Origin of the sequence: Nostoc sp. (assembly GCF_036917975.1) — a bacterium.
Taxonomy (GTDB): Bacteria; Cyanobacteriota; Cyanobacteriia; order Cyanobacteriales; family Nostocaceae; genus Nostoc.
In genome coordinates this window covers 1-18,651 of record NZ_JBALEJ010000031.1, presented here as the reverse complement: position 1 = coordinate 18,651, position 18,651 = coordinate 1, and the positions used below count along the sequence as shown (strand labels likewise).

The window sequence follows — 18,651 nt, the reverse complement described above, 5'->3', positions numbered from 1 at the left end:
AAAAGGGATTAGGGATTGGGGACTGGGAATTAGGGACTGGGGATTAGGGATTGGGTACTGGGTACTGGGGATAAGGGGTAATGGGGACTGGGAAAATTGTTCGGGGATTCAGATAACTACCCAAGTTTTGTTCGCGCAGTGTTCGCACGAGAAGAAAACTCTTCCTAGTCCCCAGTCCCCAGTCCCCAGTCCCCAGTCCCCAGTCCGGGAATCCTGGCGCGACATGTAGAGACGCGATTAATCGCGTCTACGGGACTGGCGGCGCGAAGTAAACGGCAATGTGAGCGCATTGTATGGGTTTTATGGAGCAAATAAAAAGAATGGATCAGGGACTAAAGACTAGGCAATTTTGCCAATGGGGCAAGCAGCTATTTAGCATCAGTATATTAGGCTTTTACGCAGCGATCGCCCTTGAAACTTCCACTACTGCTGCTACACCAGGGGTCAAGCTAGATAATTGGCGTTTTTCCCCCAAGACACAGCAACTTGAAATCACTCTCTCAGCAGGCACAACCCCCCGTTATTTCTACCTGGCCAAACCCTCGCGTCTGGTTGTAGATTTACCGAATACTAAGTTGGGCAAAGTTACCACGCTGCAAAATTATTCTGGAGCAATTAAAAGCATTCGCGTTTCTCAACTGAACGCAAACGACACACGCATTGTCTTAGATTTAGCACCAGGGACTATTTTTAATCCCAAACAGATACGACTGCAACCCGTTTCCCGCAAAAACTCCACTCGTTGGGTGTTACGTCCGGTTATTTCTGGTAAAACTACTGCCGTGAAACCAGGAAACTCCTCACCTTCACCCAAGAAACAACCTCAAACACCTTATAAGTCACAGCCGCCGAGTAACTTACCCGTAACTACGAATCAACAACCGCCCTTACTTACAGCTCCGCCTCCATCCAATGAACTACCCTCAGCAATTATTAACAACTCAGGGCAGCCTTTTGTCACTGTACCCCCCCTAACTCCGAATACATCCTCTCAACAACCTGCTTTGAGTCTTCCCCCGCCTTCTTTCCCAAATCAGCCCAATAATTTGAATAATATTCCCCCTGTCGGGATATCGCAATTTCCAGTTCCAACAATCCCCAATGCTCCCGATCCCCAAATCATTGAGTTTGGTCAACCTCTTCCTAAAAGGAGATAGGGAATGGGCAGTAAGAATTTTAGATTTTAGATTTTGGATTTTAGATTGAAATTTAATCCCTTCGGGTTCAGCAGTCGCTCATGGGGGAAACCCCTAAGACCGCGCAGCTTCACCAAAATCTAAAATCCAAAATCCCAAATTGAATTGCCCAATGCCCAATTCTAAAATCTGTCCGTTTGCTGAGGTGTTCCAACTGCTCCTGGTTGAGCAGTGAAGAAATTTTGAGCGGCTTCATTCTGATATATGCATCTAATATCAGGTTTCTCACCATCCAAGTTACCTGTAAAACCAAAGGTGTTCAGGCGATTTTTGCAATCTCTTACCTGATCGGATGTCACCAGCTTACGTTGCTCTAAAATTGCCCAGTCATTTTGTCGAATGACACATCCAGGACGCATACTCGGTTGGGAAACATAAACATTAAAGGGGTTGAGAGTAATGAACAATCTAGCGTCCGTCACCATAGCGCTAGCTCCATACTGCACACAAATTTCTGGGTTTGGTGCTTTGAGATCAATGAATTCACGGGAAGCTACATTTGATGGAGCCAACGTGGTTGTAGAACTAAAAGCAATACCAATCCCAATTCCCAAAATCAACACCCCTCCCATAATTGCGATGGTGGTGAAGTTAAATAGAGGGGATTGGAAAACAGAGGGTTTAGAAGTAGTAGCCGATCTACCAGTAGATTTACGTCTCATTGTTGCTTAATCACCTTCACGCCGATTTGGCAGGGAGTTGTCTAAAGTTTTCTCCCTCTTTAAGTATGCCTATTCTTGACTTTACTTGCCTGTAACTTTCTGTGCAATATTCTTATTAAATGCGAAAAATAGGAAGTTATCTACATATCTGGACAGAATTTTAAGGTTGTTTGAAACGTCTAATTTATTACTCACCGAGCGACTGGAAGTCGCGGCTACACAAACCAAACCCACCTCCGTGGGTTAAAAACTCTTGATTTTCTCTTAGGGACTTCCAAATAAAAAAATAAAAAAATACTCAACTACTTTTTGTGGGGTGGGCGTCTCGCCCTCCCAGTCCATAGGGCAGGCAAGATGCCCACCCCACAAGATTGGGTAATTTATTTCTTGGAAGTCCCTTAGTCCACGGAGGTGGACTAAGTTTTGTATAGTAGCTACTTCCAGTCGCCTAATACTTTTCAAACATCCTCTTAAGCCAAGTCGTACTAGTCGGTTGTTGTTTATATCTGGAACAATTAATGAGTATCTTTGTTTATTTAATCGTTAACGAATTGTTATTAGTTATGACCTTTGCGCTGCTTGACTTGATTAATCACTTGTAAACAATTTATTAGTGAATCATACCATATTTTTCATTTTTATCAGATATATATAGTTAACTGAATTTTCACAAAAATGTAGTAATAATGCTTAAAACATCTAGATTTGGTTGTTAATTTTAAATTTTTAAGATGAGATATTTTTGTTACCCCTAGTAATTGACGTGTAAAACAATGTAAATTAATACTTAATAAAATTTTGATAAGTAATTGAAAGCACGTGATATCTCAAAGAGCGCTACTTTCGGGCAAGAGGTTCAAAACTTCGCAATTGCAAATCTTCCTAGCTGATAGTCTGACTATTTTTTGGGGAGATTGGTTAGATTTACGTGTGAGAATCTTACCAATTGCGGCATCAGGCTTAATATCTCCACTGATATATATTTTAGCTTTTGGCTTGGGTTTGGGTAGTTCCATCAAACCAGGTTCAGGAGTTAGTGGTAGCTATAACAACTATTTGGAATTTATATTACCGGGGATGGTAGCGCTCTCGTCGATGACGGTTAGCTTTGCTGGAACGACATTTTCCATTTGTGGGGACAGATTATTTACCAAAACCTTCGAGGAATTGTTATTAACTCCCATACATCCCCTAGCGTTGTATATTGGTAAAATGCTGGCGGGAGTCGTGCGGGGGTTGATGACTTCCGGTTCGGTGATTTTGGTAGCGCTGCTGTTGACTGGAAACTGGAATTTTATCAATCCACTATTTCTGCTGTTGGTGACGCTCAATTGTTCAGTATTTGCCGGGTTAGGGGTGATTGTGGGGTTGAGTGTGCGATCGCTCGAATCAGTCGGACTCTACAACAATTTTATCATCATCCCCATGTCATTCTTAGGAGCGACCTTCTTTGACCCAGCGACATTACCAACGGCTTTCAAAGTCTTAGTTTACCTATTGCCACTAACCTACGCCAGCATGGGATTGCGTGCAGTTGCTCATTTACCCTTGTCCCAATTTCCTTGGTACAGCATACCGATTTTGCTGGTGGTTGCGATCGCTCTTTCTCTGTGGGGTGGTTATAAATTTGCTCATCAACAAGACTAAGAATATCGTATTTTCCACCTCAAATGACCGAAAACGACTCATGATACAAGTCCCTAAATTTATTTATGCGGATCATTTATTTTGAATTTTGAATTCGGAGCGAAGCGACGTGACTTTATCTAACCAATTATGGGCAGCAAATCAAGACTTAGCTCAAGCTTGTCTAGAGCATCCTTTCGTTCAAGGCATTGGTGATGGGACTCTTGAGCAGGTGAAATTTGCTTACTACGTAGGGCAAGATGCTTTTTTCTTAGAAGCTTTTGCCCGTGCGTACAGTATCGCCGCAGCTAAAGCACCAGACTGGTTAGGTTTTACCACATTTCATAACTTAGCTAGTGGAGTTTTAGAAGAATTGCGGCTGCATAGTGGCTATGCCTCTGAGTGGGGAGTCAATTTGCATTCCGTAGAACCTGCGCCTGCCACCCGCCGCTATACGGACTTTTTGTTAGCAACTGCTTGGGGTGGAGATGTAGGTTTAACTGCGGCGGCGATGGCTCCCTGTATGCGTTTGTATGCCTTTTTAGGAGAAAAATTGGCTCGTAACGGTATTCCGAATCATCAATATGCTGACTGGATTCGTACTTACAGCAGTGCAGACTTTCAACCACTAACACAACAATTAGAAAGTTTAGTTGACAATTATGCCATTAACAATGTTGTTGTGCATTCAACCTATCGTTATGCGATGTTTTGTGAGCGCGACTTTTTTCAGGCTGCATGGATTTTGGAGCAGTCTGCCGAATTAAGTCGGTGAGAGAAATTCAATAGACATAGGAGTGAAAATGAATGTAGAGACGTAGCAGTGCTACGTCTCTACAAGGATTCTGGATAACGTATATTTAATTTCTGGAGATGTCTAATGTATGTCAATAAATACAGCAGGGAACTAGGTTGAAACTCTATTGATTTCACATTAGGCGTGAATTCTGACTCCTGTTTTATATTTTTATATTAATCATGCGTGTTTTGATTCTGGGTGGGACGGGAGATGCAGCAGAACTAGCTGCCAAAGTTGCAACTATCCAAGGGTTAGAAGTAATCACCTCTTTAGCTGGTCGCACCCGTGAACCGTCAGTACCCTTGGGCGATTTACGGGTTGGAGGCTTCGGTGGTGTGGCTGGATTGGCTAGCTATCTGCGAGTTATGCAAATCGACTTATTAATTGATGCAACTCATCCTTTTGCGAGTCAAATTTCCTTCAATGCCGCCGATGCTGCAACAGAAGTCGGAATACCCCGTCTGATGTTAATTCGTCCGCCTTGGGAAAAAGTAAGGGGCGATCGCTGGATTGAAGTTGATAGCGTTAAAGCCGCAGCAACAGCCCTGCAAAACCAGGCACAGCGAGTTTTTTTAACAGTTGGTAGGCAAGAACTTGCTGCCTTTGCTCACCTAGAGAAAATTTGGTTTCTGATGCGGATGATTGACCCTCCTGGCGATGATGCTTTAGTACCGCCGGGGATGGTATTGTGCGATCGCGGGCCTTTTACCCTCAAGAATGAGAGACAAATTCTAATTCACAACAACATTGATACTATCGTCAGTAAAAATAGCGGTGGCGATGCCACAAAGCCCAAGATTATTGCCGCGCGAGAACTGGGCATAAAGGTTGTGATGGTAAATCGCCCAGCCATACCGCCAGGGGAGCAGGTTAGTAATGTTGATGCTGCTTTGGCATGGCTATGCAAGTAGGGAAGCGTGACTGCCCAGCCGTAAGTGCATTAAACGTAGGTTGGGTGGAGCGGAGCGCAACCCAACAAACATTAGTGTCAACTTAACGTGAAACCGCTTGTCCGCCGGGAATTGAAATTCCCGTATAGTAGCTAAAGTCATCTGAAGATGACTAAATATCGCCAAGAATCTCCAGTCTACTTCAGTAGACTTAAGCTAAAAGCCCGAGAATTTATTCCCTGGCGGGCATGGAAGCCAACAGATAAGCTATTTCCAGCTTAAGTTGACACCAATGAACCCAACAAATATCAGGATGTTGGGTCAATACGGTTAGGATAAGGTTTTTTGATGACATGCCCTAGATCGCAAAGACGCGATAAATCGCCGTCTTTACAATAATCAGTCCTTTGTAGAGACGGCGATTTATCGCGTCTCTTGCCTTAACCGAACCATATTGGATGTTGGGTTACGCAAAGCCTCCACCCAACCTACTCATTTTTGCCCAGCAAAAATGAGTAGCATTTGAGTAGCGCGATCGCTGCTTGCTAAAAATCTGATACAAGGCAGTGCATTTGAGTAGCAAAGGACTTCCGACGCAAGTTGTTACTATTTTGAATTGAAGTCATCTGATTTTATACAATACCGAAAATGCGAGCAAAAATACGAGATACAGAAATTTTCTTTGATGTGGAAGGTTCTGCATTAGTGGTGGATGGCGCGAACATCTCCTCTAAACCTGTTGCCTTTCTAATTCATGGGGGGCCTGGTGCAGATCATACTTCCTTCAAACCAACCTTCTCGGCTTTAAGCCGAAAACTACAACTAGTCTATTTTGACCATCGCGGTCAAGGAAGGTCTGCCCGTGGGCCTAAAGAAACCTATACTCTAGACAATAATGTTGAAGATATGGAAGCTTTGCGCCAACACCTTGGTCTGGAAAAAATTGTTGTGATTGGCGGCTCTTACGGTGGTATGGTGGCTTTGACTTATGCAGTCCGCTATCCTCAGAATGTCTCTCATCTGATTGTGATTGCCACAGCAGCCCATAGTGGCTTTTTAAAACGGGCTAAGGAAATCCTTGCATCAAAGGGAACTGAAGAACAAAAAGCAAGCGCTCAAAGGCTTTGGGATGGAAACTTTGAAAATGAGGAACAGCTAAGACAGTATTTTCAAGTGTTGGGGCCAATGTATTCGCTAAGATATGAGCCTACCACTTCAGGCATTGCTTGGCAGCGAAATATTCTCTCAGTTGATGCGATTAATGTTGCTTTTGGCGGTTTTCTCCGCAACTACAATATTCTTGACCAGTTACACAAAATTACCGCACCCACTTTAGTAATTGCAGGTCGGTATGACTGGATTTGCGCCCCAGAATTTTCGGAAGAAATAGCACAGGCAATTCCTAACGCCGATTTGAGAATTTTTGAGAATAGCAGTCATTTGATCCGCGCCGATGAGCCAGAAGCACTTTTGGATGCGATCGCAGGTTTCTTAGTTTACAAACGTTAGATCAAGAATACAAGCAGACGCAAAACGCTACCAAAAAATTCCTCTCCCATCTGGAAGAGGAATTTTTCTATTTGCTAGAAATCCCTAATGAGTCCCAAATACATTCTGCTGTTGAGTAGCGCCAATAAAGGCAATTTGCTCAACATTCAAGACATGCAGGGTAAATTGATCGCGCTTAATGGTGTAATTATTGGAGCTGCCTGTAATAATGTAATCATTTCTGAAATTAGGCAGAATTAGCTTGTCCCATCCCGATCCACCATCGATGGTAGCATTGCCGTAACCAACATCAAATGTGTCGTTTCCACTGCCACCTTTAATCAAGACATTGGCAATAGCACCCCCTTGGTTTGAAACGGAATTACCGTTAGCATCAATTCGACGAGCTTTGAAGTAATCGTTATCGCTTCCGCCATCAATCGTGCCGCCTTGAATGCCAACACTAGTGCCATAGCCAGTAAGGATATCGGCTCCTGCCCCTTCATAAATAATGCCATTAGTATTAAGAATACCGATGCCTTTACTAATGCCAGTACCAGTGATAGTATCGTTGCCGCAGCCTAAGTCGATAGTGCTACTGTTAACAATGCCTATACCTACACCAGGGCCAACTGTCCCAGCTTCAGGATAAGAAGGGATCGAAGCCCCTGCACCGCCTGTACCTTTACCAGAAATGAAGTCGTTTCCCTGCCCTGTACTAATGATGCTACCACCACTGTTGGAGATGCCTACACCATTCCCCGCAGGGGTATTAATATTAACAGGATTTACAGCCCCATCACCACCCTTGCCGATACCAATAATAGAATCGCTTCCGATGCCTCCGTTAATGACGCTGCCACCACTGTTGAGGATGCCTGTACCATTTACTCCATAGTTAGTAGTAAACCCACCAGTTCCCTTGATAGAGTCGTTCCCTTCCCCTCCATCAATACGGCCATGCTGAGTGTTAGAGATTCCTATAGCACTACCAGTTCCAAAGATAGAGTCGTTCCCTTTTCCTCCATCAATGCGGCTATACTGAGTATTATTAATACCTCTAGTGATACCTGTTCCGAAACCGTCGCCTCCCGTTCCGGTTCCCTTGATCAAATCATTTCCGTCTCCTCCATAAATGTAGCCACCCTGAGTGTTGAAGATACCTGTACCAAGCTGAGCGCTTCTATACCCGCTACCACCAGTGCCGGCGCCAGAGATCGTATCGTCTCCTAGCCCTGCATTGATGATGCCACTGTTAGCAATGCCAGTACCAGTGCTTGCGTCATAGCCGTTGCCGCCACCAATGCCTATTCCAGAGATAGTATCGTTACCTGCTTGAGTATTAATGACTCCCCTGGTTCTAACCTCAATTCCAATTGCTGGAGTTGTTGGCAACGCCGTATTATCCTCTTTGCCAACCACTAGATCGGAATTTGCAGTGCCTATGGATGAGGGTGAAGAAACAATTAGTCTGGGCATAATATAATTTTCCTGAATTGAGTGTGATACTTTTCAACTGTTCGGTTTACCTAACTAAATCATTGCGGTTAAGTACTGAACATTACAGGAATAATTTACCATTCTCCCTGTACGTGCAATAACGCCTTTAGAACAGGTATTTATTTACTTCATCGGAATGAAGTATCTTTATGCAAATCTCCCGATCTTTTTTATTAATCCAGTTCTAGCAGGGTCTAAAAATGGCTTGACCCAATTGAATAGCCCCATATAGTCTTGTTAAGGACTGTTTTTTTGCCTTAATTTAGGTCAGATAAAGTTTTTTGCCCAAAATTGGTATTAAGAGGCGATCGCTATTTGTGGTTGCAGAGTCAGAACTAAATATTTCCATGATTTAGAAGTACGCCAAAGTATTTCCAAGGAAGGCGTACTAGTGACAAAAGTCATCCATTCAGGTGAAGACATACACAAAAAGCAATGCCTAGTATTAAGAAAGATTAAGCAACGATGAAGCTAATTATGCGTCTAGTTGTCAATTGACTCATAAAAATTTAATCCCAAAGCTTTAACATCTCCGTATTTTACACTTACCCTCGAACCAAAGGCTACTCCTATACAGGAATATTTACAGGCTTCTTTAATATGGCTACTCACATAGAAATTCCAGTTATTGGCAAAGTTAAGTATCCATTACGCTGGCTGATTGGGCTGATGGCAGGGAGTGTGTTGGTTGTGGGTACATTAACAACTTACACCTTGATAAATCAAGGGGCAAACAAAGAAGATATTGCTGAATTAACAGTTCCAGTTACAGCACAAAACGTGACATTGCGGATTACAGCTAGTGGTAAAGTTGTGCCAGTTAAAAGCGTAAATATTAGCCCGAAGAATCCGGGAGTGCTATCGCAATTATACGTAGAACAAGGCGATCGCATTCAACAAGGGCAAATTCTCGCCCGTATGGATAGTGCAAGTATTGAAGCTCAAAGAAGTCAATATCGTGCCAATTTAGCCCAAAGTCAGGCACAACTAGCCCAAGCCCTCGCTGGTAGTCGCCCTCAAGAAATCACTCAGGCAAAGGCGCGGTTAGCACAATCTCAAGCCCAGTTAGCCGCAGCTAAGGCTGGCAATCGTCCCCAAGAGATTGCTCAATCTCAATCGCAAGTGGATGCGGCTCAAGCAAAGGTGAATTACACCAATGAACAGGTAAAGCGTTATCAATATCTATATCAAGAGGGAGCAGAGAAAAAACAATTACTCGATCAAGCCATCAGTGACGACAAAAGTGCTAGAGCCAATTTAGAAGAAGCTAAAAAACGATTGTCCTTAGTTAAAAGTGGCACTCGGACTGAGGAAGTTGACCAACGCCAAGCCGCTGTCAACGAATCACGAGCCGCATTAGTTCTGTTGCAAGATGGCACTCGTCCTGAAGAAATTGCCCAGCGTCAAGCTGCCGTTGCATCTGCTGAGGCTCAATTGAAGGGTGTACAAGTGCAGTTAGAAGATACTATTATTCGCGCTCCTCTTTCGGGAATTGTTACCCAAAAGTATGCAGAACCAGGGGCCTTTGTCACACCCACAACTTCTGCTTCTACTAGTGCATCGGCAACTTCCAGTTCAATTGTTGCCGTAGCCAGGGGTTTAGAAATATTAGCTCAAGTTCCCGAAGCCGATATTGGCAGAATTAAATCGGGACAGCAGGTGGAAATTGTCGCTGATGCTTATCCCGATCGAGTTTTTAAAGGTCATGTGCGCCTAATTGCTCCCGAAGCAGTGGTGGAACAAGGTGTAACATCCTTCCAGGTGCGGATTGCTCTCGATACTGGCACAGATAAACTACGTTCTGGCTTAAATGTGGATCTGACTTTTTTAGGCGATCGCGTTAATAATGCTTTAGTGTTACCAACGGTGTCAATCGTCACCGAAAAAGGTAAAACGGGTGTACTCATCCCAGATGCCAAGAATAAACCCCAGTTCCGCGAAATTACAGTCGGGGCACAAATCCAAGACCAAACTCAGATTTTAGGGGGAGTTCAAGCAGGCGATCGCATATTTGTGAACCCACCCAAAGACTACAAAATCGAAAAGGCCAAAGAGAAACAGAATAATTAACAATTCAAAAGTCAAAATGACGCTCTCTACGAGACGCTACGCGAACGTAGACTCGCTAACGCTGCGCTAACAAAATTCAAAATTAAAGACATTACATAAGGAGATTTAAACCCCAACTAAAATGGGTGCTACATGTAGATTGCAGGTGCTTAAACCCTTTAATACAGAATTTTAATCCAAAATCTCAAATCCAAAATCCAAAATTGGCATGAATCTCCTCGAAAGTATGAATATGGCGGGGAAAACCCTGCTGTCAAATAAATTACGTAGCGCCCTCACTATGCTGGGTATAGTTATTGGTAACGCCTCAGTGATTGCCATGATTGGTATTGGCGAAGGTGGTCAAAAGTACGTGAATAAACAGCTGGAGTCACTAGGGCCAAATGTGCTATTTGTACTACCAGGTAATCAAGAAACTCAACGAATCTCCTTTGAAGTACCAAAAACTCTGGTGTTGCAAGACGCGGAAGCGATCGCTTCTCAAGTACCAACAGTAGTAGGAGTTGCGCCAGAGTTAAACAGAAGACAGGTGGTTACATACCGCAACAGAAACACTGATGTCAATATCATTGGCACAACTCCCAGCTTTCTATCGGTGCGGGATTTTGAAACTGCTAAAGGCAGATTTTTTTCTGAGGTAGACATCAAGCGAAGCAACCAAGTGGTAGTACTTGGTGCAGACTTGGCAGAAAAACTATTTGGTAATAGTAACGCCATCGGCCAGCAATTGCGAATTGGAAATACCAGCTTTCAAGTGATTGGGACATTAATAGCCAAAGGTTCCAGCGTGGGAGCAGATTATGATAATGCTGCCTTAATCCCAATCACCACTTCAGCAAACCGACTTGTAGGCAAGAATTCTCCCTATGGTATCGCCTTAGATTACCTCGTTGCTGCCGCTCGTGATTCAGATAGCGTGGATGCAGCAGAGTTTCAAATTACTAATTTGCTGCGTCTACGGCACAAAATTAATGGTGAAGATGATTTTACTCTGCGTTCTCAAAAGGATGCCTTGCAAACTGTCGGTCAAATTACAGGTGCATTGACAATTATGCTAGCAGCGATCGCAGGTATATCGTTGTTTGTCGGTGGCATTGGGATTATGAATATTATGCTTGTCTCCGTCACCGAACGCACTCAAGAAATCGGATTGCGAAAAGCGATCGGGGCAACTGAGCAAGATATTTTGCTACAGTTCATCATTGAGGCAGTGATAGTTTCCGCAGCAGGCGGTTTAGTTGGGACTGCGGTTGGTGTTAGTGGCATCCTCTTAGTGAGTGCTTTGACTCCTTTAGAAGCAAGTCTTTCTCCTGTAGCGATTACTATGGCAGTTGGTGTCTCTGGAGGTATTGGTTTATTCTTTGGTGTTGTTCCTGCACGTCGCGCTGCTAAACTCGACCCCATTGTGGCCTTAAGAAGTGCTTAATGATGGGGATGGCGAAACTTAATCTTCCTGATTGGATTGGGGTACAGAGATATTCCCTAAGTAATTCACTAAATCACTTTGACTGGAGAAATCTAACAGCGCCTCAGCTAACTTTATGTACTAGACATCTCCAGAAATTAAAGATGCGTTACCCAGAACCCGTGTAGAGAGTTAGCACTGCTACGTCAAAACAATTCTTTTTCGGAGGTGTCTACTGGATCTTCACCTCTCATGATAGAGCAAGCGTAACATTAGTTCTGGCTCAATCAGCATTTGTGGATGAACGTTAAGTTTCCGCTTCTGTCGTTTTGATCTTTCTGAAAAGATTGTATGGTGATTATTTGTTACATCAAGACCGTCGCCATGAAAAATCTATTGCCATTGTTATTGAGTGCTATTTTATTAAGTAGCACAGCAGGTTGTAATAAAAATAGCCAGACCGACAATACTTCTAGTAACAACAAAACTCCGATCGCTGAAAGAACATCTACTCAGCCAAATAATCAACAAATAGCCGTACCTGCTGGAGCAAGTTTTGGGACTGTTCTTAAACAAGAGATATCTACGGTTAAAAGCCAAAACAACGAGCGCTTTGTTTTAGAAATAAAGAATTCTTCAATCGGAGCCAATAAAGTTCTTCAAGATGGTCAAATACAGGGACACCTGGAAGATGTAGTCAAAGCTGCTAAAGGAAAAAAAGCAAGTTTACATTTAGTTTTTGATGATATTTCGCTTAAAAATGGCTCATCTTATCCCATTGATGCAACCTTAGTAAACACCAAGTTAGAAACAAAAACCAAAGGTAAGTTCATTCAAAATGCAGGGATTATTTTAGGTGGTACAATTGCAGGTCGTTTTCTTGGTGATAAAGCCAAGTTCAAGCATGGTGGGCTAGCAGGTGGTGCAGCTGCGGCGGCTTTCGTTTTGTCTAGCCCTGGTGGAGAAGTTGTGCTTAAAAAAGGTACAAATATTAAACTTCAACTAAAATCTGCTATTGGTACTACTCAATAAACCACGCGCAGCGTCTCCTTTTGGGAGAAGCAAGTGGCGTTTGAGGCACGAAACCCAACATCCAAAGAGTTTGGTATTTTTGGGTTTCACTTCCCTACAGGATGCTATGCGAAGGTTCCACCCAACCTACATTTATGAAAAAAGTGAAGGTTTAAAACCGTACTTCGTCCCGCTACGCGAACGCGCCACTTGCGGGCGTTCGCGTCTCGTAGAGAAAGAATCCTTGTTTCCCAAGGTAGGTAGAAACCTCACCCCTTATAGGTGGCTGAATTTAATTTTGAATTTTGAATTTTGAATTGATTTATTTTTATCCTCCCAGAGTGACATCAGAGGGCTAATTCCTCATTTGAGTCCACAGTTTTACTTTCTAATGAGAGGAAACATATTTATAATGATTTGGTTAGTTTTCAGTTTGAAAAAGGCAAAGGTAGCAGGATGAAGCGAACCTGGAAAGGTGTATTTATTTCCAGCCTGATGGCTGTAAGTTTAGCAAGTGTGAGCTTAGTTCCGGCTCAAGAAGCATCTGCGGATGAACATATACTACGAGATATTGGGATCGGAGCAGGTGCCGGAGTATTATCTGGGACAGTCGTCAGAAGACGTGGTTCGTTGCTGAATAATGCCATCAAAGGAGCGGCGGCTGGTGCGGCTGTTAATGGTGTCAATGGTACTAGGTCTAGGTATCATAAAAAGCATCGAAATCTCGGTCAAGATGTTGGAGTCGGGGCAGCAGCCAGTACAGTTACAGGTGCGGTAACTCGCGGTGGCAAAGATACTCTTGGGGATGCAGTCGATGGTGCAGTTGCAGGAGCAGCTATTCATCTTCTCACCAATGGCAAAAATTAATAATTACTAGACTTGGCAAGTAATCTTTGACGTACCTATTTTAGATTTTAGATTTTAGATGATTTCGGTTCATGCCCCGCCCGAAGTCAAGCGGAACAAATCCAAAATTGTCAATCTCAAATCACCAAGCCCTGTACCCTTGTGGTCAGGGTCAATCCAAAATTGCAAATCTAAAATCCAAAATTGTTTGACTTCTACTGCTGTTCTCTGCCCAAGTAAGTAATACAAACACACACTTGACATAACATTGCAATGGTTTTGTCAATTTGAAGTGCAATATTGAGTTTAGTAATCTACAGAATGAAGGCAGGGTCTACCTGCCTTTTACTAATTAATCTTCTCACGAGTGTCTGTCCCGAAAAATGACTAAATCGGCGGGCGGCTATCCCAGATACCCGTCTTGTTGGGATAGGATTCCCGCCGATTTTCGTTTAATCTAAGCTGTAATCATCTTTCGGCTAAACGACACTAGCAGAAAAAACGAAATCATTCGCTGTCAGGCTAGTTGATGTAATTCCCAGTAATGAAGCTAACTCTGTATTTCCGGTTTTCACAATAGTATCGCTACCCTGTTGTAACAGTGTTAAAGCACTAAACTGACTAACACCAATTCCACCAAGCCCGATTTTATCAATGGTGATCGCAAAATCAGTCACAATATTCTTGCTAGTTGGCAGACTGGCGTTAGCAATCCAGAACTGGTCAACACCAGTACCACCAGTCAGGCTATTACTACCCCCTTGACCAGCAAATAGCACATCATCACCATCGCCACCAACCAGGGAATCATTGGCATTGGAGAAGAGTTTGTCATCCCCAGAACCACCGTAGAGACGGTTATTGCTACCGCCACTGGTGAGGGTATCATTGCCTGAGCCACCAAATAATGATTGACGAGAACCTTCAATTACTGAGAGAGTATCATCACCTGCCGCTCCAAGTAAATTATTACTACCACTAGCTTCTACTACGGTAATAACATCATTACCATTACCACCATCCGCAGTAGTATTTTGAGCCGGGCCGTTTTGACCAATAAATATGCGATCGTTACCCTCTCCGCCGGACATTGAAGAGTCTCTACCGACTAGCACTATATCATCACCGTTTCCAGTTTGGATTGTGTTACCAGTAGTACCTTCTACAAAATCTGCTCCGTCACCTGTGAATAGGGTTTGATTTGCCTGAGCTGTAACATTATCGCTAGTAGTGGAGCCAAAATTAATTGCTTCAGCTTGTGGTTGACCTAAGCCAGGAGCAAGATTAAGCGGCTTCTCCAACTTCAGGAGTAGAATTTCATTGTTGTCTATGACTGGATTTTGAGGATCATTCCCCGGACGACCTGTAGAGAAAGGATAGTTGTTATCATTAGCTACCAAAATGGTGTTTTTGTCAACAACCAGAACATTTTCAATGGTTTGGAATGGGAAATCGAAGGTGGTTTTACCGTCCCCATTCAGGTCGTTGGGGTCTTGGATATTTAACAAGTCTGCAACTTCTTCTTTAGCTACATAGCCATTAGAATCTGTCTTAGACAAGTCTATTTTGTAAATCTTCTTAAATTTAGCCGCATCCCCTTGATTGTTATCCCGTTCAATGACTAGGTATTCATTGTCATTAATAACTGCTAAATCCCCGATGGAATTTGACGGATTATCCAATCTGTAGTAGCGTAACTGATTGCTGTATTTGTGGCTAGCGAGGTCAAATTCGTTAATCCGCAAAGCACCAGGAGTATCGCCTTGAACAGTACCTTCTAGGAGGAAATAGAGCTTGGTTTTGCTGGCGTTAATTGCTCCACCCTCAAAACCTTTGGAACTACCCAAGTTAGCAAAGGCATCACCTGAAAGCACATCGGGATTTTGTGGCGATCGCACTACATTATACTGAGGATCGTCTCTGAGTTGATCCCGTACTTCATCTGCGATATCTGGGAAATCACTAAATAGCGCATCTACCCCTAATTGATAGAACTGCTGAATCTCTAGTGCTAGCTGGCCTTTGTAATCTGCTGCTAAGTATTGATCTTCTGCTCGGAAGGTATAAGGATGAACCTGCAACCCTGCATTGTGAGCATCTTGAATTAAGGTAGAGGGAGGTAACGTTGTCTTATCAGCATCATTGACTACTCCATCTCCATTCACATCATCGGCTTTACCATCACCATTAGCATCAGTACCTTTGACGCTAACAATCATCCGCTTCCAAGGGCCAATGCCATCAGCATAAGTGGCAACTTCAGCCAAGCCTTGGGGTGTTCGCAAGTCTCCATAAGTGCGTGTGTCACCACTCACCTTCAAGTCATAGGGCTGACTTTCTATAATCTTGCCGTTGATATCAATGTCACTTGCATCTAGAAGCTGAATCAGTGGAATATCTACCCCTGCGGCAGGCATGATGGTATCATGCAGTTCTTTGAGGTTACTTACTTCAAAGGACTGGATGAAGATGCGACTGGGGTCAGTGAAGTTATTTGCCTTCAGTGTATCAATTAGTAACTGACTGATGTTTCTGTGTATTTTGTCTGTAGTGCCTACATAAGTAGCTTCATTGGCAAAATAGGTTGGATGCTTCGTTTCAGGATAGATGCCAATCTTTTTACCTGTCTCGGCTTCTACTTGCTTAACTAGATTGATGATTTCTGTGAAGGTAGGAATCTCAAATTGATCGTCAAAGGAGTGATCTCGGAAAGGTAGACGTTCTTCTGCGCGTAAAGTCTTGATTTCAGCTAAAGTGAAGTCTTCAGCAAACCAACCTGTAATTGTGTTTCCATCTAAACTTACTGTTTTGAGGCGAGAGGCAAACTCTGGATGCTTGTAAACATCTGTGGTTGTATTGTTGAAATTGACAGTGCCATCAGCGTTCAAAACTGCTAAAGCAGGCTCATGACGAGCAATTAGCACTCCATCTTTTGTTACTACCAAGTCAGGCTCAATGAAGTCAGCGCCTCGCGCAATTGCTTGCTTATAAGACTCTAAGGTGTGTTCTGGACGATAGCCACTTGCACCTCTGTGACCAATGACTTTAGGTGCTTCTCCATTCAAAGTTTTGAAATGGTCAGGTGTTGCAATGGGAGCTTCCAACAACTTACCAGTGGCATCAAAATGCAGTAAGTAAGGGCCAAACTCATCTCCAACCCAGATTGTCCCATCTTTATCAAAGACGAATGACTCTACATCAAAATCTGCACCAGTTAGTAATCTATCATTAGTTGCTTCGTTAACAATTCCAAAAGGAACTTTGTGGTTAGGGTCAGACAATTGGATGTAGTCTAAGACTTTAACGCTGCCATCTCCATTTTCTATTCCCTTAAAATTTGGGTCTAGACGATTGATTCGCAGTAGAAAATCTGCACTATTATCTTTGCTACCGTAGCCATTATCTGAGAGGAAGTAGAGAGAGTTGCTGTTAGCAAATTGAACACCGCTAAAGCCCTGTATTGGCTGTCCTGGGAAAGGCCCGGTTCTGCCATTGGCGGAAACATCTGCACCAGAAGCTGGCCCATCACTAAAGGTATCAGCAGGTAATGAGGCAAAACCGACTAACTCAATTTGGGGTACAGTTGTCGCAAGTATTCCGTTCTCAATTGCCATAATTCAGAATGTTTTTTGGGTATTTGGATTTAGCTACATCACAAACTATTCAAGTTCTCTAATTACATCACTTGGCAAAAAATCACGTTTTCACTAAACTGGAATTATAGGAGTATTTCAGAATTGCAAAAGCATAGTTAATCTCAGTAACATTCTGCAATTAATTCCGAGAATACATTTACAAAAAACGTGTTTTTTCAGAGTTATTGAAAGCTGGAGTAATGAATGATAGTCGGAATTCACTACTAATCTGTGCTATGTAGTACAAGTGTTGCAATTAGATTTCAAGCTTAAGTTTGTCGATAGTAGTTATAAGAGAACTTGAGCATTATTAATATTTTCATTGAAAGATTAAGAAAAGAATAAGTTAGGCAGAAGAAATGATTAAAATAATTCGTAATTCGTAATTCGTAATTCGTAATTCGTAATTCGTAATTAAGTGTAAGCGTTCAGGGGGTGTAAAGAAGACGAAAAACAACTTCCAAAATCAAGCAATAAAATTAGGCAGCTTTCAACAAGTCAGAATCATCAGAACAAGCAGTAGGTTCTGGAAGCAGAGAAGAAGTGGCTGTACCACCACGAGCAGCAACAACAGCCTGAGTTATAAACTCCAAAACATTACGGTTTTGGGACTTGAGTGTTGTGACCACAGTCAACATCCGAGGCGTTCCCGCAGGGTAGGAAGCAATCGCAAAATTTTGGTAAAAAACTACAGTTCTCAAGTTAGACGAGGTTTATAGAGATAGAACAGGCATTAGATCAGCAGATCAGGGATGCCTTGAAATTAGCAGCAACCCCATCTCAAAAGCGTCTTGAGCAATCTCAACCCCGTTGGACTTTAAAGCGTTTAGTCTCATGGATCAAAGCCCAATTCAATATTAATTGCTGTCGCGACACCGTTGGCAAGACCCTCAAGCGACTAGGATTGTCTTGGAAAAAAGCCCGTAAACTACTCAACAAGGCAAATTCCAAAAAGCGTGCCGAGTTTCTGGAAACACTCAAGGGTTTACTCGATGATGCCCTCCAACACGGGCAGATGCTAATTTACATCGATGAGGCTCATATTCACCTTGATACCGATGAAGGTTACGGATGGTCGATTAAAGGCGAGCGGTTTTGGGTGAGTTCAAGTTCTCCGGGAAGAACCAAGGTCTCTTTCTATGGGGTCTACATCTATAATTTGGGTGAGGTGAGAATTTTCCCCTCGGACACCGCCAATGGTCTTAATACTATTGATGTCCTCAAAACCCTCAAAACCGAATTCCCAAATGACCCGATGACTTTGATTTGGGATGGGGCGCCCTATCATCGCTCACAAATTGTCAAAGACGCAGCTGCCGCACTCGATATCAAGGTAGAACCATTACCAGCCTACAGCCCTGACTTTATGCCTGTAGAACATCTTTGGCAATGGTTACGTGAAGATGTTACATATCATACTTGCTATGAGCTTAACATTCTTGTACCAACCTCAATCACCACTTCTAAAACTTAGGATAGCCCGATGCGTTACAAAACTCCAGCTTTCAAGATGGACGAGGTTT

General features: G+C 43.0%; 15 protein-coding genes. 10 read left to right on the top strand and 5 right to left on the bottom strand.

The features are described from left to right. Positions 1-320 precede the first annotated feature (320 nt). Positions 321-1,157 carry an AMIN domain-containing protein gene (locus V7K76_RS14345; protein ID WP_334775355.1) on the top strand — a complete coding sequence of 279 codons (837 nt, stop codon included), beginning with the start codon at positions 321-323 and terminating at the stop codon, positions 1,155-1,157. A gap of 161 nt (positions 1,158-1,318) precedes the next feature. Here V7K76_RS14345 and V7K76_RS14340 read toward each other — a convergent pair whose 3' ends face one another. Beyond that, positions 1,319-1,858 carry a DUF3172 domain-containing protein gene (locus V7K76_RS14340; protein WP_334730608.1) on the bottom strand — a complete coding sequence of 180 codons (540 nt, stop codon included), beginning with the start codon at positions 1,856-1,858 and terminating at the stop codon, positions 1,319-1,321. 819 nt (positions 1,859-2,677) lie between these two features. Here V7K76_RS14340 and V7K76_RS14335 point away from each other — a divergent pair. The 4 genes from V7K76_RS14335 (at position 2,678) to V7K76_RS14320 (ending at position 6,682) form a co-directional block, all read left to right on the top strand. Beyond that, the gene (locus V7K76_RS14335) at positions 2,678-3,505 is read left to right on the top strand and encodes an ABC transporter permease (RefSeq protein WP_334775356.1); all 828 of its coding nucleotides are present in this window, start codon (positions 2,678-2,680) and stop codon (positions 3,503-3,505) included. 109 nt (positions 3,506-3,614) lie between these two features. Further along, positions 3,615-4,259, top strand: coding sequence for a TenA family protein (locus V7K76_RS14330; RefSeq protein ID WP_334775357.1), 645 nt, complete (start codon positions 3,615-3,617; stop codon positions 4,257-4,259). A gap of 203 nt (positions 4,260-4,462) precedes the next feature. Next, complete coding sequence (locus V7K76_RS14325; RefSeq protein ID WP_334775358.1) at positions 4,463-5,194, top strand: cobalt-precorrin-6A reductase; 732 nt, start codon at positions 4,463-4,465, stop codon at positions 5,192-5,194. A gap of 627 nt (positions 5,195-5,821) precedes the next feature. Further along, positions 5,822-6,682: an alpha/beta fold hydrolase gene (locus V7K76_RS14320; RefSeq protein ID WP_334775359.1), complete on the top strand. Its 861-nt coding sequence runs from the start codon at positions 5,822-5,824 to the stop codon at positions 6,680-6,682. Positions 6,683-6,766: 84 nt separating this feature from the next. Here V7K76_RS14320 and V7K76_RS14315 read toward each other — a convergent pair whose 3' ends face one another. Together V7K76_RS14315 and V7K76_RS14310 are read right to left on the bottom strand one after the other, a co-directional pair. Beyond that, on the bottom strand, positions 6,767-8,140 hold the full coding sequence (locus tag V7K76_RS14315) for a calcium-binding protein (protein ID WP_334775360.1): 1,374 nt from the start codon (positions 8,138-8,140) through the stop codon (positions 6,767-6,769). Between the two features lie 318 nt (positions 8,141-8,458). Beyond that, the gene (locus V7K76_RS14310; protein ID WP_334775361.1) at positions 8,459-8,584 is read right to left on the bottom strand and encodes a hypothetical protein; all 126 of its coding nucleotides are present in this window, start codon (positions 8,582-8,584) and stop codon (positions 8,459-8,461) included. Between the two features lie 177 nt (positions 8,585-8,761). Between V7K76_RS14310 and V7K76_RS14305 the strand changes: the two genes are divergently transcribed. From V7K76_RS14305 to V7K76_RS14290, 4 genes are all read left to right on the top strand, one after another. Continuing rightward, entirely contained in the window at positions 8,762-10,231 is a 1,470-nt protein-coding gene (locus V7K76_RS14305) for an efflux RND transporter periplasmic adaptor subunit (RefSeq protein ID WP_334775362.1), read from the top strand. A 208-nt stretch (positions 10,232-10,439) separates the two neighbouring features. Then, positions 10,440-11,657: an ABC transporter permease gene (locus V7K76_RS14300; RefSeq protein WP_334775363.1), complete on the top strand. Its 1,218-nt coding sequence runs from the start codon at positions 10,440-10,442 to the stop codon at positions 11,655-11,657. Positions 11,658-11,987: 330 nt separating this feature from the next. Further along, positions 11,988-12,668, top strand: a complete 681-nt coding sequence (locus V7K76_RS14295; protein WP_334775364.1) for a hypothetical protein — start codon at positions 11,988-11,990, stop codon at positions 12,666-12,668. A 435-nt stretch (positions 12,669-13,103) separates the two neighbouring features. Next, entirely contained in the window at positions 13,104-13,514 is a 411-nt protein-coding gene (locus tag V7K76_RS14290) for a hypothetical protein (RefSeq protein WP_334775365.1), read from the top strand. 458 nt (positions 13,515-13,972) lie between these two features. Here V7K76_RS14290 and V7K76_RS14285 read toward each other — a convergent pair whose 3' ends face one another. Next, positions 13,973-17,107 carry an esterase-like activity of phytase family protein gene (locus V7K76_RS14285; RefSeq protein WP_334775366.1) on the bottom strand — a complete coding sequence of 1,045 codons (3,135 nt, stop codon included), beginning with the start codon at positions 17,105-17,107 and terminating at the stop codon, positions 13,973-13,975. A gap of 500 nt (positions 17,108-17,607) precedes the next feature. Then, complete coding sequence (locus V7K76_RS14280; RefSeq protein WP_334775371.1) at positions 17,608-17,829, bottom strand: hypothetical protein; 222 nt, start codon at positions 17,827-17,829, stop codon at positions 17,608-17,610. 56 nt (positions 17,830-17,885) lie between these two features. Here V7K76_RS14280 and V7K76_RS14275 point away from each other — a divergent pair, with 56 nt between their 5' ends. Continuing rightward, a complete protein-coding gene (locus V7K76_RS14275; RefSeq protein WP_334775367.1) occupies positions 17,886-18,602 on the top strand; it encodes an IS630 family transposase in 717 nt (238 codons plus the stop codon). The last annotated feature ends 49 nt before the right edge of the window (positions 18,603-18,651 follow it).

Excerpts from the sequence above, each read along its gene's own strand:
- V7K76_RS14295 (WP_334775364.1), top strand. The coding sequence starts at position 11,988 with ATGGTGATTATTTGTTACATCAAGACCGTCGCCATGAAAAATCTATTG.
- V7K76_RS14340 (WP_334730608.1), bottom strand. The coding sequence starts at position 1,858 with ATGAGACGTAAATCTACTGGTAGATCGGCTACTACTTCTAAACCCTCT.
- V7K76_RS14325 (WP_334775358.1), top strand. The coding sequence starts at position 4,463 with ATGCGTGTTTTGATTCTGGGTGGGACGGGAGATGCAGCAGAACTAGCT.
- V7K76_RS14285 (WP_334775366.1), bottom strand. The coding sequence starts at position 17,107 with ATGGCAATTGAGAACGGAATACTTGCGACAACTGTACCCCAAATTGAG.
- V7K76_RS14310 (WP_334775361.1), bottom strand. The coding sequence starts at position 8,584 with ATGTCTTCACCTGAATGGATGACTTTTGTCACTAGTACGCCTTCCTTG.
- V7K76_RS14315 (WP_334775360.1), bottom strand. The coding sequence starts at position 8,140 with ATGCCCAGACTAATTGTTTCTTCACCCTCATCCATAGGCACTGCAAAT.
- V7K76_RS14290 (WP_334775365.1), top strand. The coding sequence starts at position 13,104 with ATGAAGCGAACCTGGAAAGGTGTATTTATTTCCAGCCTGATGGCTGTA.
- V7K76_RS14300 (WP_334775363.1), top strand. The coding sequence starts at position 10,440 with ATGAATCTCCTCGAAAGTATGAATATGGCGGGGAAAACCCTGCTGTCA.
- V7K76_RS14345 (WP_334775355.1), top strand. The coding sequence starts at position 321 with ATGGATCAGGGACTAAAGACTAGGCAATTTTGCCAATGGGGCAAGCAG.
- V7K76_RS14320 (WP_334775359.1), top strand. The coding sequence starts at position 5,822 with ATGCGAGCAAAAATACGAGATACAGAAATTTTCTTTGATGTGGAAGGT.
- V7K76_RS14305 (WP_334775362.1), top strand. The coding sequence starts at position 8,762 with ATGGCTACTCACATAGAAATTCCAGTTATTGGCAAAGTTAAGTATCCA.